Annotated in this window: 15 protein-coding genes; 3 read left to right on the top strand and 12 right to left on the bottom strand. The window is 59.4% G+C overall.

What is annotated here, in order from left to right; translation table 11 throughout:
• Positions 1 to 51: 51 nt before the first annotated feature.
• The 3 genes from LAT62_RS12040 to LAT62_RS12050 are packed head-to-tail and all read right to left on the bottom strand — an operon-like array spanning position 52 to position 2,882.
• Positions 52 to 966, bottom strand: coding sequence for a LysR substrate-binding domain-containing protein (locus LAT62_RS12040; RefSeq protein WP_293384041.1), 915 nt, complete (start codon positions 964 to 966; stop codon positions 52 to 54).
• Positions 967 to 982: 16 nt separating this feature from the next.
• On the bottom strand, positions 983 to 1,996 hold the full coding sequence (locus LAT62_RS12045; RefSeq protein WP_293384044.1) for an ABC transporter permease: 1,014 nt from the start codon (positions 1,994 to 1,996) through the stop codon (positions 983 to 985).
• 1 nt (position 1,997) lies between these two features.
• Positions 1,998 to 2,882 carry an ABC transporter ATP-binding protein gene (locus tag LAT62_RS12050; protein WP_293384047.1) on the bottom strand — a complete coding sequence of 295 codons (885 nt, stop codon included), beginning with the start codon at positions 2,880 to 2,882 and terminating at the stop codon, positions 1,998 to 2,000.
• 141 nt (positions 2,883 to 3,023) lie between these two features.
• On the opposite strand from LAT62_RS12050, the gene LAT62_RS12055 reads away from it, so the two are divergent.
• The 3 genes from LAT62_RS12055 to rlmM are packed head-to-tail and all read left to right on the top strand — an operon-like array spanning position 3,024 to position 5,693.
• Positions 3,024 to 3,923: a DnaT-like ssDNA-binding domain-containing protein gene (locus LAT62_RS12055; protein WP_293384050.1), complete on the top strand. Its 900-nt coding sequence runs from the start codon at positions 3,024 to 3,026 to the stop codon at positions 3,921 to 3,923.
• A gap of 40 nt (positions 3,924 to 3,963) precedes the next feature.
• Positions 3,964 to 4,626, top strand: coding sequence for a replication protein P (locus LAT62_RS12060; RefSeq protein WP_293384053.1), 663 nt, complete (start codon positions 3,964 to 3,966; stop codon positions 4,624 to 4,626).
• Positions 4,627 to 4,637: 11 nt separating this feature from the next.
• Positions 4,638 to 5,693: a 23S rRNA (cytidine(2498)-2'-O)-methyltransferase RlmM gene (gene rlmM / locus LAT62_RS12065; protein ID WP_293384056.1), complete on the top strand. Its 1,056-nt coding sequence runs from the start codon at positions 4,638 to 4,640 to the stop codon at positions 5,691 to 5,693.
• Between the two features lie 8 nt (positions 5,694 to 5,701).
• Here rlmM and LAT62_RS12070 read toward each other — a convergent pair whose 3' ends face one another.
• The 9 genes from LAT62_RS12070 to rimP all read right to left on the bottom strand — a co-directional run bounded on the left by LAT62_RS12070 (position 5,702) and on the right by rimP (position 16,382).
• On the bottom strand, positions 5,702 to 6,631 hold the full coding sequence (locus LAT62_RS12070; RefSeq protein ID WP_293384059.1) for a hypothetical protein: 930 nt from the start codon (positions 6,629 to 6,631) through the stop codon (positions 5,702 to 5,704).
• Between the two features lie 33 nt (positions 6,632 to 6,664).
• The gene (locus LAT62_RS12075) at positions 6,665 to 7,441 is read right to left on the bottom strand and encodes an ABC transporter substrate-binding protein (RefSeq protein ID WP_293384062.1); all 777 of its coding nucleotides are present in this window, start codon (positions 7,439 to 7,441) and stop codon (positions 6,665 to 6,667) included.
• A 280-nt stretch (positions 7,442 to 7,721) separates the two neighbouring features.
• Positions 7,722 to 9,839, bottom strand: a complete 2,118-nt coding sequence (gene pnp, locus LAT62_RS12080; RefSeq protein ID WP_293384083.1) for a polyribonucleotide nucleotidyltransferase — start codon at positions 9,837 to 9,839, stop codon at positions 7,722 to 7,724.
• Positions 9,840 to 10,060: 221 nt separating this feature from the next.
• Positions 10,061 to 10,330, bottom strand: coding sequence for a 30S ribosomal protein S15 (rpsO, locus tag LAT62_RS12085; RefSeq protein ID WP_293384065.1), 270 nt, complete (start codon positions 10,328 to 10,330; stop codon positions 10,061 to 10,063).
• Positions 10,331 to 10,456: 126 nt separating this feature from the next.
• Positions 10,457 to 11,365: a tRNA pseudouridine(55) synthase TruB gene (gene truB / locus LAT62_RS12090; protein WP_293384068.1), complete on the bottom strand. Its 909-nt coding sequence runs from the start codon at positions 11,363 to 11,365 to the stop codon at positions 10,457 to 10,459.
• Between the two features lie 8 nt (positions 11,366 to 11,373).
• Positions 11,374 to 11,805 carry a 30S ribosome-binding factor RbfA gene (gene rbfA / locus LAT62_RS12095; protein ID WP_293384071.1) on the bottom strand — a complete coding sequence of 144 codons (432 nt, stop codon included), beginning with the start codon at positions 11,803 to 11,805 and terminating at the stop codon, positions 11,374 to 11,376.
• 15 nt (positions 11,806 to 11,820) lie between these two features.
• Positions 11,821 to 14,352 carry a translation initiation factor IF-2 gene (infB, locus tag LAT62_RS12100; RefSeq protein WP_293384074.1) on the bottom strand — a complete coding sequence of 844 codons (2,532 nt, stop codon included), beginning with the start codon at positions 14,350 to 14,352 and terminating at the stop codon, positions 11,821 to 11,823.
• A 24-nt stretch (positions 14,353 to 14,376) separates the two neighbouring features.
• Positions 14,377 to 15,870 (bottom strand): transcription termination factor NusA, encoded by a 1,494-nt coding sequence (gene nusA, locus LAT62_RS12105; protein WP_293384077.1) that lies wholly within the window; start codon positions 15,868 to 15,870, stop codon positions 14,377 to 14,379.
• Between the two features lie 53 nt (positions 15,871 to 15,923).
• The gene (gene rimP / locus LAT62_RS12110; protein ID WP_293384080.1) at positions 15,924 to 16,382 is read right to left on the bottom strand and encodes a ribosome maturation factor RimP; all 459 of its coding nucleotides are present in this window, start codon (positions 16,380 to 16,382) and stop codon (positions 15,924 to 15,926) included.
• Positions 16,383 to 16,556 lie beyond the last annotated feature (174 nt).

Below are 16,556 nucleotides of genomic sequence, written 5' to 3' on the forward strand. Positions count from 1 at the left end.
CCAGTAACCGCAGACCGCACGCAGAAGTTGACGAATTAACCACTCGGGACACTAGGTACCGTGATAGGCCCCCATTTCGGGGCCGAAGCTCTGGCGCAGTTCTTCGCGCAGCCACTGCACGAAATAGCGTACCTTGACCCGCACGAAATGCGCCTCCGGTGCGGTCAGATAATAGCCGCCTTCCAGCTCCAGCTCCGCATCGAAAACCGCCACCAGACGATCCTGTTCCAGCAGATCCTGCACCAGGCTGCGTCGCACCAGCGCCACGCCATGGCCGGACAGTACAGCATCAAGCAGCAGCGACTCGTCGGCCACCGACAGGGCGCAGGGCGAATGGACCTGACGACCCTGCTCTGCCAGCCACGCCGTCCAGCCCAGATCACTGTGGCCCACGGACTCCAGACGCGCCAGTTCCCCCAAATTTTCCAGTGTGGGCTGGTGAGTGCCCACAAACTCCGGCGCCGCCACTACCATAAGACTATCGCGCAGAATCAACTCGCTGCGCAGCCCGGGAAAGCGGCCCTTGCCATAGCGGATGGCCAGATCCATGGTGCCATCCGAGAAAGCCTCCTTGCCGGTGTCCACCTGCACCTGAACCCGGATGTCCGGGTGCAGCTGATGAAAGCCACCCAGACGCGGCAGCAGCCAGCGACCGGCAAAACCGGGCTGCACGGACAAACCCAGCACATGGGGATCTGCATCGTCCTTGACCAGCGTCACTCCGGCGCGCAGCGCCGAGAAGCCCTGCTGTACATAGGGCAGCAGACGCTGGCCTTCCCGTGTCAGACGGACTTCCCGGTTGCCCCGCTCGAACAGACTGACCCCAAGCGCTTCTTCCAACTGGCGGATCTGGTGACTGACCGCTGCCTGGGTGACAAACAGCGCCTCGGCCGCAGCCTTGAAGCTGTGCCGCTCTGCCACGTACCAGAAGGCACGCAGCGAGGTCAGTGGTGGCAAGTCAGCCATAGAAACGGGTCTCCTGTCAGCGGTGATCGCTTTCCCAGTTGAACAGCAACACGCCCAGACTCAGGAACACGGCGGCCATCAGGGCCAGCATGGACAGATGATACTGCACTTCGGCCAGGGATGCGGCATCCAGCATGACCATACGCGCCGCCTCCACAATATGGGTCAACGGGAGAGCTTCTGCGAGCAATTGCAGCCAATACGGAGCGCCTTCTATGGAAAACCAGGCGCCCGAGAGAAAGATCATCGGCCAGGTACTGAAATTGATCAGGCCACCCGTCAGCTCTTCACTGCGCGAGCGGGTGGCAATCAACAGGCCCAGCGAGATCAGACAAAGCGTACCCAGCAAACCGATAAAGGCCAGCAGCCAGAAGCTGCCGACCATGACAATATCCAGCAGCGCCATGCCCCCCAGCAAGAGAGCCGCACTGACCGCCATCACCAGCACCAGCCGCGAGGCCATGTGCGCGGCGAGGAATTCCAGTGTGCTCAGCGGGGTGGCGCGCAGCCGCTTCAGCACCCCGTTCTTGCGATAGCGCACCAGCACGTAGCCCACCCCGAACAGGCATGCGAACATAATGTTCATTGCCAGCACACCCGGCATGGCCCAGTCCACATAGCGTACTTCAAGGCCGCCGATGAGTCGTCGCCGGTATTCCGGATCATGAAAAGCCAGCAACTCCTCCAGCACCTGACCCTCGCGAGAGGTTTCGTTGATCCAGTACAGGCGCTGATCGACATCCAGCACCAGATGCACCTGATGCCGCCGCAGCGCCGCCAGGGCGTCACTCTGCGAGACATAAGGGATGGTGCCCACCTGCTCCGACCGGGTTACCTGGGGCTGGCTGACATAGGCATCCTGAGCACTGAGGATGCCCACCTTGAAGACCGGATTGCTGTTGCCGAAAATCAGCGCAAAGCCGGCGATCAGAATGACCGGGAAAGCGATGTTCCAGATCAGCGTGCTGCGGTCACGCATGAACTCTAGATTGCGCGCGCGCAAGACAGCCAGAAAACGGCGCAGGCTCATATCATGCCCTCAGTGCATAGCCGGTGAGTTGCAGAAACAGGTCATTCAGGTTGGGCGGCTGAACCTCGAGATGGCCGAGCGGCACGCCCTGGCGAATCAGTTCGGCGATCAGTGACTCCACCTCGGTGGTCTGGAAGCGCAGGTGACTGTCCTGCCGCTGGCCGCCGTAACGCGCCAGCAGAGACTCGGGGACGACCGCATCATCCAGGCGCACCATGGCGCCGCTGAAGTGCTCGGCCAGCAGCGCGTCAGGCGCGCCGCGGGCAATGATGCGACCTCGATCCATGATGGCAATGTCGTCGCACAGCTGTTGCGCCTCTTCCATGTAATGCGTGGTCATGATAATCGTCTTGCCGCGCGCCCGGATGGACTCGATCAGAGACCAGAAATGTTGTCGGGCCTGCGGGTCCAGGCCCGATGTCGGCTCATCGAGAAACACGATGTGTGGGTCATTGACCAGGGCCAGGGCCAGCAGCAGGCGCTGACGCTGGCCACCGGACAGGGTGCGGGTGTCCCGGTCGGCAAATTCATGCAGTGAACACAGGCCCAGCAGGTCGTCCATGGGCATGCAGCGCTGGTACAACGAGGCAAACAGGCGCAGGGTATCGCGCACGGTCAGATGATCCTGCAGGGCAGTATGTTGAAACTGGATGCCGATATCCTGATACAATTGCCGAGCTTGCATTGCGCGACCGAAATAAAGAACATGTCCTTGGGTAGGGCGTTGAATGCCCTCCATGATTTCTATAGTGGTCGTCTTGCCGGCGCCGTTAGGGCCCAGCAGACCAAAACAGGCGCCTTCCGGCACGGCGAAGCTGACCTGATCCACGGCGGTCAGGTGCCTGAATTGCCTGGTCACTGATACGACCTCGATAACGGGTTCCATGCGCCTCCGGCGGTGCGGCTTCATAACAAGTGCAAAGTGACAGCAGCCGGCCAGTGCGGGGCCTGCTGGCCCGCATTCTAACGGTCGCATCCGATGAAATACAGCCATTGACGTGCGGCTGACGCTCTGAAAAAGGACATCATGACCAAATCGACCTTTACGTTCCAGTCCCGTCATGCCAGCCAGCTTGGCCTGGAAGCGGCGGTGTTGCTGGCCTTCGTGCAGGAACAGGTCGAACTGCAATCTGACGCGTCAACGCGCCGGCTTGTGGCCAGTGAAAGTCGCTGGCTGGAATGGCTGCCCTTCCTGAATCCGGCCAGTTTCTGGACAGCGGCCGAGACGTTGATCGAAGCCGGCTGGCTGGTTCGTCTGGACACCCCGCATGGCGAACTGGGGCTGGCACCGGGCAAGCGGACAGAGCCGCTGGCCAAATCCACTGGCTCGGGTGAGGATACAACAACCCGGTCAGTTCCGTTGGCCGCGGCCACCAGCCGTTCAGCCTGGCCTGCCAGCAGCGATGACGCGCTGGATGACTATGATATGCCCCCGCCCATGCCGACACTCAGCCCCATGCTCACCGGGTCGGTCAACCGGATCGACCCGAGCATCCAGGCACCCCGACGCTATAGCGATGAACCGCTGTACGCCAGAGATCAGGAAGCCACCGACGCCGACTGCCAGGCCTCTGCGCCAAACCCCAGCGACGAAACAGCTGTGCCATCACGGCGTGAACAATCTGTCATGACGCTGGACTGGCAACCGGGCGAGGACTGCCTTACCATGATCCGCAACCGGGGCATTGAAGCCGAGTTTGCGCTGGCCCAGCGCGAAAGCTTTGTGCTTTACTACCGGGACTCCGGGCAGCGACATCTCAGTTGGGACACCAAGTTTTTCAACTGGGTCAGTCGTCGCTGGCAATACCACCTGAATGACAATCAAAATGACTTCAGAGCCGCAACATCCGACCGCGAGACAGGTCCTCGTCAGCGCCGCCAAAAAGTCCGGGAGCGTCTCCGGGACATCGGCGACATCGACTGGTAGCAACCGTTACCGGCAGGATGTCGACGCCGACGTCAAGATCATGGTGAACATGCTGTTCGCCCGCTTCCACCATATCTATACGCACAAATTCGAAAGTGCCTATGCTGATGACGATACGCTGACCCATGCCAAGCGGGAGTGGGCAATGGCCTTGCAGGCCTTTCCGCTGGAGGCCATCGAGAAAACCATCGATGCCGTGCGGTTGCGCCATGCCTGGCCACCCACCATTGCCGAGTTTCTGAACACCCTGAGCGATGTGGCGCGCCCCGAAGGCCTGCCGGATGCCCGGGATGCCTATCAGGAAGCCTGCATGCATGCCGGGCGCCCTCTGCAGCACCACTGGCGCCATGCCGCCGTTTATCAGGCCGCCAGCCGCACTGGTTTCTTCCGACTGCGCAGCGAACCCGAGCACCATGTCTGGCCGGATTTTCAGCGCTACTATCAGGAGCTGGCGCTCAGCCTCTGTCAGGGCCACGAGCTGGCAGAGCCGGAGCAACCGGCGTTGCCCACGCCTCCGGATACCGGCCCGCCCTTTGATCTGGCTGCCTGGTGCAGGCAGCACGGCGTTGATCAGGGTCAGATCGCCCACCTGTTCCACTACCTTGAATTGCCTGCGGGCAGCACGGTGCGCCATAACTTCCGCGCCCGGACCCTGCAGGCTCTGGAGAAACAGAACCTGCCCAACAAGGACCTGCCGACCTGACTGCCTTTAAGATGGAAGACGCCGACAGCCTCATTCTGCTGTGCCGCCCGGGTTTTGAAAAAGAGTGTCTGGCCGAGGTCACGGCTGCCGCCGCAACTCTGGGCCATGGTGGCTGGGCGCGTGTCGAGCCGGACAGCGGCTGGATTCGGTTCCAGACTGCTGAAGCAAACCGCCTCTACTCGACACTGCCAAGCCTGGTGTTTGCCCGCGAATGCTGGCCGCTTCTGGCGGAACTGCAAGGTCTGCCAAATCACGACCGCATCGCTCCGATTCTGCAGGCACTGCAGGGTCAGGCGCCTGCTGGTCTTCTGTTCTGCGACACCGCCGAGGGCGATGGCTACCGCGCCACGGCACGCTTTGCCGGCAAGTTCATCCACCCGCTGCGCCAGGCCTTGCGCCAGCATGACCTGCTGACCCCGAAAGACAGACCTGATCTATCGGCCTGGCACGCCCTGTTCCTCGACTCCGGCCATGTTCTGCTCGGACTCGACGGACCCGAGAGGCGCCCGGGCTGGCCGATGGGTATCGCGCGGCTCAAGTTTCCACCCCAGGCGCCAAGCCGCAGCACATTGAAACTGGAAGAGGCCTTTCATGTCTTTCTGGGCAAGCACTGGCGCCGGCAGTTGCAGGACAGTTTCACCGCTGTCGATCTGGGCGCCGCGCCAGGAGGCTGGACCTGGCAACTGGTGCGACAGGGACTGCAGGTGCAGGCCATCGACAACGGGCCCATGGATGACGAGTTGATGGCGTCAGGACAGGTCGAGCACTTGCACGTCGATGGCTTTACCTGGGTGCCCGAACACCCGGTCGACTGGCTGGTGTGCGACATGGTGGAAAGCCCTTATCGGGTGGCCGAGCGGATGTTGGACTGGCTGGTGCAGGGCTGGACGCGCAATGTCATCTGCAATCTTAAATTGCCCATGAAAAAGCGCTGGCAAACCTGGCAGGACATTGAGCAGACGCTGCGCGCGCGGCTTGCAGAAACCGGCCAGCCCTGGCAGGTGCAGGCGCGTCAGCTCTACTTTGATCGCGAAGAGATCACGCTCTGCATCAGGCCGGACGCCTGACGGTCCCTTCAGCCGTCGCGGCTCAGCTTCAGGTAGATCCCCAGACCGACCAACAGTGCCACGGCAGCGAGCAGCATCCAGACCGCATTCAACAATTGACCGGCATCCCCGAGCAGCGACTTGAACATCAGCAACAGGGCCTCGATCGACACGGCGATCAGTATGGCCGACATGAAGCGCGAGATAGTGCGCCGCGTGGAGCCGTGATGATTGAGGTTCTTGTCCAGAAAGACCTCTTCCTCAATGATGGTCTTGCCCAGATCAAAGATGGCGAGGGCCAGAGTGATCAGCACCACCAGACCAAAGGATTCTGTAACAATATCGCGCTGCGTGGTCAGGATACCCCACAAGTCACTGATGGCAGCCCAGAGCAGCACACCCGCGATCAACAGCAATGATCCACCGATAACACTGTACACTGACTGAAACATCGGATGAAAACGGGCCCGCAACTGGTCTCCCTGCAAGTACGAGATCAGCTTGTGCAGACTGATGTTCAGCACCAGATAGCCCAGAGGGCCACCGGCGTCATCATCAAACCGGTAAACCGCCGACAGCGCCGGCAAGCGGGTGGCACTGGAGAGATAGGGGTCCGTTACCGTTATCGGGCTGGCGTTAGCCTGCGCCGCAGTAAAGTAGGGTCGGTGGCTGCGATCACTGCCCTCGCCCAATACTCTGTTTCGGCGCTGGCTCACATTGGGGCTGTAAGCCGTATTAAGCAGTTGCCGCCCTTCCGGCGAAAGGCTGTACATCAACTCGAGAAACGGATAGGCCCGACTGAGCTGGCGCAATTCCCGGTCCTGAGCCTCAGGGTCTTCCAGCAGGTCGGTGCGCGCCAGGCAGCCGATGATGGAGCCGATCAGGCGCCTTATGTCGGCACCATAGCGATCGTATTCCGCCAGCAGTTGCAGGTAGTTCCGTGATTGTCCCAGGCTCAACCGACACGCTCTCCCGTCATTATGGGCGTTCCTCTATTCAATCAGGTTGTTCTCGCGCAGTATCTGCTCATAGGTGCCGTTCTCGCGAATGACGGCAAACCCTGCATTGAAGGCGTCGATAATCTCTTGCGCCTCCGGATGTGCCTGTCCCACAGCCACATGCAGCGAATTGCTCATAAGCGGTGTTTCGGAAAACCGGATCTGTTCGATAAAATCCGGGTTGATTTCGTTGATCAGGAAACGGGCCACCAGCTCATCTTCCACGGTAAGGTCAACCCGACGCCCGACCAGGCGGCGGATATTGGTGATCAGGTTTACCGCCGGTTCAGGAATATAATTGTCGGCCTGATTGAACTCGTCACCATAGCCATACCCCAGCACTGTCCCGATGCGTTTGCCGGTCAGATCCTCGATACCTTCAAACTGGAAGTCGTCATCAGCACGCATGATGATACGCACGTCATTGTCGATGTAGGGTTCGCTGAAAAGCAGAAATTCCGCCCGTTCATCGGTGTACCAAGCGCCGACCAGAATGTCGTATTCAGCATCCCGAACCCCAAACAGGGCACGCGCCCAGGGCATGTTCTGCCACTCGATGTCATACCCCTGAGTCTCCATGGCAGCAGAGACAATCTGTACAGCAATGCCATTTCCAGGCAGATCAGGGTCGAGGAACGGTGGCCAGGGGTCTCCAGCGCCGATCAGGGTGCGGCCATTGGCGCTGATGCTGAGCACCAGAGTCAGGCAGAGGGTCAGCAGCAACGATTGGCCACTTTTACAGGTCATGCGGGGCAGCAGAGTGGGTGTCATGAGTCGGTCACCTCCCGTTGGCGGTCTTGCGACTGTTTACAGCAACTGTCACTCATTGGGCTGGATTTTGGAACAGGTCTTATCGGTTATTGTAATAGCTGGACTTGCTTGATGTTATAGATTATCCGAGTTCGGCGCCCGATTACTTGTCAAAAAGCACGAATCTGTTGTCCAGAATCCCGCATTATCCGCCTGAAAACCAAAAAACCCAGCCAGAGCCGGGTTTTCATTGCCAAATGCAGACTGTAGTCGATCAGGCCCTTGCGGGCCTGGTGCAGTGTCAGTCTTCCTTGGGTTCCATCGAGGCTTTTTCTTCCTCGCTGACTTCCTTCATGCTCAGCTTGACGCGGCCGCGCTGGTCTACTTCCAGCACTTTAACCACGACTTCCTCACCTTCCGACAGGACGTCCGTCACCTTCTCGATACGGCGCGCTACGATCTGGCTGATATGAACGAGGCCATCCTTTTCGCCGAGGAAGTTGACGAAGGCACCGAAGTCGGTGATACGAGCCACCTTGCCGCGATAGAGTGCACCGGGTTCCGGATCCAGAGCCACAGCTTCAACCTGGGCCAGGGCAGCGTTGGCCGCCTGCTTCGTCGGGGCATAGATGCGCACACTGCCGTCGTCCTGGATATCAATGTCAGCTCCCGTGCTTTCACAAATACCACGGATGGTCGCGCCACCCTTGCCGATGACTTCGCGGATCTTGTCCTGGTCAACCTTGATAGCCAGCATGGTAGGCGCATTCTCGGACAACTCGGCACGCGGCTGGGCAATCACCTGGTTCATCTCACCCAGGATATGCGTCCGGGCTTCATGGGCCTGCTCCAGAGCCTGCTCCATGATTTCCTCGGTAATACCTTCGATCTTGATGTCCATCTGCAGCGCGGTCACACCTTTGGCGGTACCAGCGACCTTGAAGTCCATGTCGCCCAGATGATCTTCATCACCCAGGATGTCGGTCAGTACGGCGAAACCGTTGTCTTCCTTGACCAGACCCATGGCAATACCGGCTACCGGCGCCTTGATCGGCACACCGGCATCCATCAGAGCCAGGGACGTACCGCAGACCGTCGCCATGGACGATGAACCGTTGGATTCGGTGATTTCGGACACCACGCGAATGGCGTAGGGGAAATCGTCGACATTGGGCAGCACGGCTTCCAGACCGCGGCGCGCCAGACGGCCATGGCCGATTTCACGACGACCCACACCGCCCATGCGACCGCACTCGCCCACACTGTAGGGCGGGAAGTTGTAGTGCAGCAGGAAGTGATCGGTCAGCTTCTTGTGCAGCATGTCGACCATCTGGCCATCACGCAGACTGCCCAGAGTCGCTGCCACAATGGCCTGGGTTTCACCACGCGTGAACAGCGAGCTGCCATGGGTACCCGGCAGGCTGTTGACTTCGACTTCGATCGGGCGAACCGTGCGTGTATCACGGCCGTCGATACGCGGCTCACCGGCGACGACGCGCTGGCGTACCAGACTCTTCTCCAGCTTGCCGAAGGCCGACTTGACCTGTGCTTCACTGGGGCCATTCTCTTCATCGACCAGCGACTCTGCAGCCTCGGTCTTCAGGGCGCCCAGCGCTTCGTAGCGCGCCATCTTGTCGGTGATCTTGTACGCTTCGCCAATACGATCCCAGTAGGCGGCCTTGACCATCTCCAGGGTAGCCGTGTCTTCTGCGGGCGGCGTCCAGTCCCACTTCTGAGCACCGGACTTGTCGACCAGGGCATCCACGGCATCGACGACTTTCTGCATTTCCATATGGGCAAACAGAACGGCACCCAGCATCTGGTCTTCGGTCAGTTCCTGTGCTTCAGATTCAACCATCAGCACAGCATCACGAGTACCGGCAACCACCATGTTCAGCGCCGAAGTTTCCAACGCCGCATAACCCGGGTTCAGGATATAGCCCTGCTCTTCGGTGAAGCCTACGCGAGCGGCACCGATGGGGCCGTTGAAAGGCACACCACTGACCGCAAGAGCGGCAGATGTGGCAATCATTGCGCAGATATCAGGATCGACGTCTTCCTCGGCAGAAATGACGGTCGGGACAACCTGCACTTCATTCATGAAGCCGTTGGGGAAGAGCGGCCGGATCGGCCGGTCAATCAAGCGGCAGGTCAGCGTTTCCTTCTCGGAAGGACGACCTTCGCGCTTCAGATAGCCGCCGGGAATACGACCGGCAGCGTAGTATTTTTCCTGGTAGTGCACCGACAGCGGGAAAAACGGCTGGTCGGGCTTGGCTTCTCTGGCAGCAGTCACCGCGCAGAGCACGACTGTCTTGCCCATGGTGCAGACCACCGCGCCGGTTGCCTGACGGGCTACCTTGCCGGTTTCCAGAGTGACCGTCTGGCCACCATATTCGAACGTATGAGTCACTGGGTTCAGTGCCATAATCAGTATGTCCTCTTGTGTTGCTTGGCAGGCAACCGAGCACTTCTAAGAATTAGTCTCCGTGCGATGCAATCCGGCCTGACACCGGTGCATCGTTGGAGCCCAATTGTTAGAAGCACTCATGCCGAGTTGCCCGAGTACTTGTACACCGCAGCCGGGGCCGGGTGCTTTTAACCGACAGAGGGGCCTGATCGGCCCCTCTGACGTTTTCTCACTTAGCGGCGCAGGCCCAGACGCTTGATCAGGGTAGCGTACCGATTGAGATCCTTCTTCTTCAGATAATCCAGCAGCTTGCGGCGCTGGTTGACCATGCGGATCAGACCACGGCGACTGTGGTGATCCTTTTGATGCCCCTTGAAGTGGGACTGCAGGCCATTGATATTGTGGGTCAGCAGGGCAACCTGGACTTCCGGAGATCCGGTATCGCCAGCTTCGACCTGGTATTCCTTGATGATTTCAGACTTCTTCTCAACGGTCAGTGCCATTGTCTTGCTCTCCATCAACATGCCATCACGAAAACCGGGTCCACCGTGCATGTTTACAGTGGCCCATAATGCTGCCCGAATGGCAGCGGCGCCGCTGAGAGACTGAGCTCGACAGCCAGCGGCGCGCTATTCTAACAGATCTGTATTCACCAGGCGACGTGATTTCAATTCGCCCTGTGTAGAAATCTCGCCAAGACCCAGAAACAGGTCGTCAAAGAAGATTCGCACCTGCCCTGGCTCGTATTCCGGGCCCAGAGGCACCGGATTGCCGTGGCGCACGCGCTTGTACTGAGCTTCGTCCAGTGAACAGTGTGGCAACTCGGCCACGCAGGTGTCCACCGGCAGCAGTTGTGTGATCAGCGATTCCGGAGGTGTCTCCAGAAGGTCAACCAATGGGGTGCAGTCGGTAATACCGAAACGGCCGTGGGCGAGCCGCCGCAGACGGCTTACATGAGCGACCGTGCCCAGAGCCACGGCCAGATCTTCCACGAACGACCGCACATAGGTGCCTTTGCTGCAGCGCAAATAGAGATCCAGCCAGTTGTCCCCCTGGTCCAGCAGACGACTCTCGTACAAGGTGACCTGGCGTCGCTTGACCGGCACCGGTTTGCCCTCGCGAGCCAGCTTGTACAATGGTTGGCCTGCATGCTTGAGGGCAGAGTATCTGGGCGGGACCTGTTCGACCGGTCCGGTAAACTGCGACTGCAGCAGAGACGTCACCTGCTCGGCAGCGATAGGTGGCACCGGCGCTTGCTCTGTGACCTGACCATCGGCATCCGCCGTATCGGTGCGCACGCCGAGGGCAGCACGCGTTTCGTAGGCCTTGTCCGCGTCGAGCAGAAATTGCGAAAATTTGGTGGCCTCTCCCAGGCAGATCGGCAGCACGCCGGTGGCCAGTGGGTCGAGTGCGCCGGTATGGCCAGCCTTGCGCGCCCGAAGATGATGCTTGATCTGCTGCAGCACACGATTGGACGTCATCCCGGCCGGTTTGTCGACCAGGATCACGCCGTGCAGATCACGCTTCTGAGAGGTCATACGGTGTGTCAGTCTTTTCGCTCGTCTTCACTGTCTACCGGGCTTTCGCCGGTAATGTCACCCCGGAAGGCTTCATCACTGCGCCGCGCGTTGTCGATCAGGCGCGACAGTGTTTGCCCCCGTTCGAGGCTGTGGTCATAGTGAAAACGCAATTGCGGCATGACCCGCAGGCGAATGCTGCGCGCCAGCTCTGAGCGCAGGAACCCGGCCGCGCCGCGCAGAATGGATTCTGCCTCGCGGTACTGGGCTTCCGCATCGCCATCCAGTTGGCTCAGCGAGGTGAAATAGACATCGGCATAACCCAGGTCTTTCGACACCCGCACCGCATTGAGCGTCACCATACCCAGTCTCGGGTCCTTGAGTTCAAACTGGATCAGGGTGGCCAGCTCTTTCTGAATCTGGTCACCGACCCGGTCTGTACGCTTGAAGTCACGCGCCATGGCGATCTGCTCCCGTCACTCGATGGTCCGCGCGAATTCCTTCACGTCGAACACCTCGATCTTGTCACCGGCTTTGACGTCCTTGTAGTTGCGTACACCGATACCGCACTCCATGCCCTGACGTACGTCCTGCACGTCATCCTTGAAGCGACGGAGTGACTCCAGCTCGCCCTCATAGATGACTACCTCGTCACGCAGTACACGGATCTTCTTGTTTCTGTGCACAGTGCCTTCGATCACCATACAACCGGCCACCTGACCGAACTTGGGTGAGTTGAAGACATCACGCACTTCAGCCAGACCGACGATTTCCTCGCGCAGCTCGGGCGACAGCATGCCACTCAGGGCCGACTTGATATCGTCAAGCAGGTCATAAATTACATTGTAGTAGCGCAGGTCCAGGCCATTTTTCTCGATGATTTCACGCGCCTGGCCAGTGGCCCGCACGTTGAAGCCCAGAATAACGGCATTGGCGGTGACCGCAAGGTTGGCGTCTGACTCGGAAATACCGCCGACACCACCGGACACGACATTCACCCGCACCTCTTCATTACCCAGACCGGCCAGCTGCGCCTGCAGGGCCTCCAGAGAACCGCGCACATCAGCCTTGAGGACTATGTTCAGCGCCGTGGACTCACCCTTGCCCATACCGGCAAAGAGGTTGTCGAGCTTGGCGGCCTGTTGCTTGGCGAGCTCTTGTTCACGTGCGCGATCGCGGCGGTGTTCAGCCACTTCACGGGCCTGCTTGTCAGACTCCACAACGACGAACTCTTCACCCGCCTCCGGTGTCCCATCCAGGCCAAGTATCTCTACCGGGATCGACGGCCCGGCCTCCTCAATGCTTTTGCCGGCTTCATCCAGCAAAGCGCGAACACGACCTGTCGCATCACCGGCGAGTACGATGTCGCCCTGCTTCAGGCGACCATTCTGTACCAGCAGAGTGCTGACGGCACCGCGGCCCTTGTCGAGCTTGGACTCGATCACCACGCCCTTGGCCGGACCTTCCGCATAAGCTGTCAGTTCAAGAATCTCGGACTGCAGCAGTACCGCATCAATCAGCGCATCTATACCTTCGCCGGTATGGGCGGATACCTTGATGAACTGGGTGTCACCACCCCATTCTTCCGGCACCACCTGCTTGGCAGCCAGTTCGGACGTGACACGCTCCGGGTCCGCGCCTTCCTTGTCCATCTTGTTGACCGCCACCACAATCGGAACACCGCCGGCTTTGGCATGCTGAATGGCTTCTTCGGTCTGCGGCATGACACCGTCATCAGCAGCAACCACCAGAATGACCACATCGGTTGACTGGGCACCGCGGGCGCGCATGGCGGTGAAAGCCTCGTGCCCGGGTGTATCCAGGAAAGTCACCATGCCATGGTCGGTTTCCACGTGATAGGCACCGATGTGCTGGGTTATACCGCCAGACTCGCCCGCCGCCACCTTGGTGCGGCGAATGTAGTCGAGCAGCGATGTCTTGCCATGGTCTACGTGACCCATAACCGTGACTACGGGTGCACGGGCTGTCTTGTCACCCAGATAGGTGATGGAGGCGTTCAGGTCCTCCTCCATGGCATTATCCGAGACCGTGACATAGCGATGCCCCATCTCTTCAGTCACCAGTATTGCAGTATCCTGATCCAGCACCTGATTGATGGTGGCCATAACCCCCATCTTGAACAGTATCTTGACCACTTCCGCCGGCTTGACCGACATCTGGTGCGCCAGATCCTGCACATTGATGTTCTCGCCCAGCTTTACCTCACGCACCAGAGGAGCGGTCGGTTGCTGGAACTGGTGTTCGCGCTGCCCCGTGGACTTCTTGCGCTTCGGCCTGCGCCGTCCACTGCCGCCATCGTCGTCCATCAGACCCATGATCTGCTGATGACGGTTGCCCTTGCCGCGATCCTGTTTGCCGCTCGCAGCCGGCTTGGGCTTCTTGGCCTTGCGCCGCTCTTCAGCTTCTTCATCCGCTGATTTCTTGGGCTTGTGGCGCGCTCGCTTGGCTTCTGCATCCGGGTCCGGCAGGTCCGCCGGATCGGTTATCGTCTGCACCGGCTCCGCACTCTCGGCTGGAGTCTTTTCCTTTTGGCGTGCTTCTTCGGCCTTGCGCTTTGCCGCTTCTTCGGCCAGGCGTTTTTCTTCCTGTACCCGCTGCTGCGCTTCTTCCAGCTTGCGCTGCTCTTCTTCGCGCTGCAACTGATCTTCACGCTTGGCCTCTGCCGGCGGTGCTGTCGCCTCTCCGGTGGCATCGCGCTTCATGTAGGTCCGCTTTTTGCGCACTTCTATGTTGACGGTTTTGCCCTTGCCGCCACCGCCCGCCTTGAGCTGGGTTGTGACCTTGCGCTTCAGGGTGATCTTGTTCGGCTCACCCGCCTTGGCTCCGTGGCTGGTCTTCAAATAGGTCAACAGGGTCTGCTTCTCGCTGTCAGTCACAGCGTCATCAGCACTGGCGTGTTTCAGACCGGCCTCGGCCATCTGTTTCAGCAAGCGGTCTACCGGCGTACCAATGTTATCCGCCAGTTGTTGTACAGTTACATCTGCCATCGTGTCGTATCCTCCCGGAGCCGCTTAGTCTTCTTCAAACCAGGACGCGCGTGCAGCCATGATCAGGCGCCCGGCTTGCTCCTCGTCCAGTTCTTCAATGTCCATCAGATCATCAACAGCCTGTTCTGCCAGGTCATCCAGAGTCACGATGCCCTTGCTCGCCATTTTAAGCGCCAGGGCTCGATCCATACCGTCCAGAGCAAGCAGTTCATCTGATGGCGTTGCGGATTCCAGTTGTTCTTCCGATGCCAGCTCACGAGTGAGCAGCACATCCTTGGCCCGGTCACGCAACTCATTGACCAGGTTCTCGTCGAAACCTTCAATGCTGAGCATTTCTTCCAGTGGCACATACGCCACTTCTTCGAGGGAGGTGAAGCCTTCTTCGATCAGCACCTCCGCCAATTCTTCATCAACCCCCAGGTTTTCGGTGAACAGGGCCAGCAGCCGATCAAGCTCTTCCTGTTGCTTCTGGGTGGCGTCTTCTTCCGTCATCACATTGATGGTCCAGCCGGTCAGCTGACTGGCCAGGCGGACGTTCTGCCCACCGCGACCAATCGCAATGGCCAGATTGTCTTCGTTCACCGCCACATCCATGGTGTTGGTTTCTTCATCCATCACGATGGAGGCGACTTCGGCCGGGGCCAGGGCGTTGATCACCATCTGGGCCGGGTTGTCGTCCCAGAGCACGATATCCACCCGCTCGTTGCCCAGCTCACCGGACACGGCCTGAACCCGGGAACCGCGCATACCCACACAGGCGCCTACCGGATCGATACGGCCGTCATTGGTGGTCACGGCAATCTTCGCCCGCGACCCAGGATCACGCGCACTGGCCACAATCTGAATGACTTCTTCATGAATTTCCGGCACTTCGATGCGGAACAGCTCGGTCAGCATCTCATTGGCGCTGCGGCTCAATACCAGTTGCGGGCCGCGAGCATCCTCACGAACACCCTGCAGTACCGCCCGCACCCGATCACCGATACGGAAGGTTTCGCGTGCGATCAGCTCTTCACGCGGCAGGATGGCTTCGGCATTGCCCCCCAGGTCGACGATAATATTGTCCCGGGTGACCTTCTTCACGTTACCGTGAATGATTTCGCCTTCGCGGTTTTCATACTGCTCTACGATCTTCTGCCGCTCAGCCTCGCGCACCTTCTGCACGATGATCTGCTTGGCAGCCTGCGCAGCGATACGACCGAAGGCTTCGTTTTCCACCTTCTCTTCGTACACGTCGCCCGGCTGCAAGGTGGTGTCTATTTCGGCCGCTTCCTGCATGTTCAGCTCGGAGCCCAGGGTAGCCACAGACTCGTTGTCGACAATAGTCCAGCGGCGGAAGGTTTCATACTCCCCCGTCCCGCGATCAATCGCTACCCGGACATCCGGTTCGCCATCATCATCGAAGCGCTTTTTCGCGGCGGTTGCCAGTGCGAGCTCTATGGCCTCGAAAATGACGTCTTTGGACACGCCTTTTTCGTTGGAAACGGCCTCAACCACCATCAGGATTTCTTTGCTCATCTATAACCCAGCCTCGACTGTCCGTGACCTGCTTCTGAACCTCGGGGCATCCCCTAGTCCTCGAATACAGGCAAAATGTTCGCTTTATCTATCTGTTCCAGAGGCAACAGCAACTCGTGATCATCCACCAGCAGCACTACTGCACTGTCCTCTATGCCCTGGATCACGCCCTTGTAGCGACGCTTGCCTTCAAAGGGGAAGCGCAGCTTGAGATTCGCCCAGTGGCCCACAAACTGTTCATAGTGGTCGGCCTTGAACAATGGCCGATCCATGCCTGGTGATGACACTTCCAGCGTATAGGCAGTGGAAATCGGATCTTCCACATCCAACACTGCTGCCAGTTGGCGACTCACATCAGCGCAATGATCCACGGTGATGCCTTCCGGGTGATCGATAAACACCCTGAGCACACTGTGCTGACCCTGGGCCACGTACTCGATGCCCCAAAGCTCAAACCCCAGCCCCGCCACCACGGGCTGGCATAGTGCGCTGACTGTATCCGCTTTCGCCATAAACTCCGCTGCTTTCGCACTGACGGCCGACTCGGCCGCCATAAACAAAAAGTGGGCCCACTGGCCCACCCTGAATACCCTAACAAAAAGCCCCAACAAGGGGGCTTTCCGACAGGCACTTGGTAGCGGGGGCAGGATTTGAACCTACGACCTTCGGGTTATGAGCCCGACGAG

It is taken from the genome of Natronospirillum sp. (genome assembly GCF_022565775.1).
Classification (GTDB): Bacteria; Pseudomonadota; Gammaproteobacteria; order Pseudomonadales; family Natronospirillaceae; genus Natronospirillum.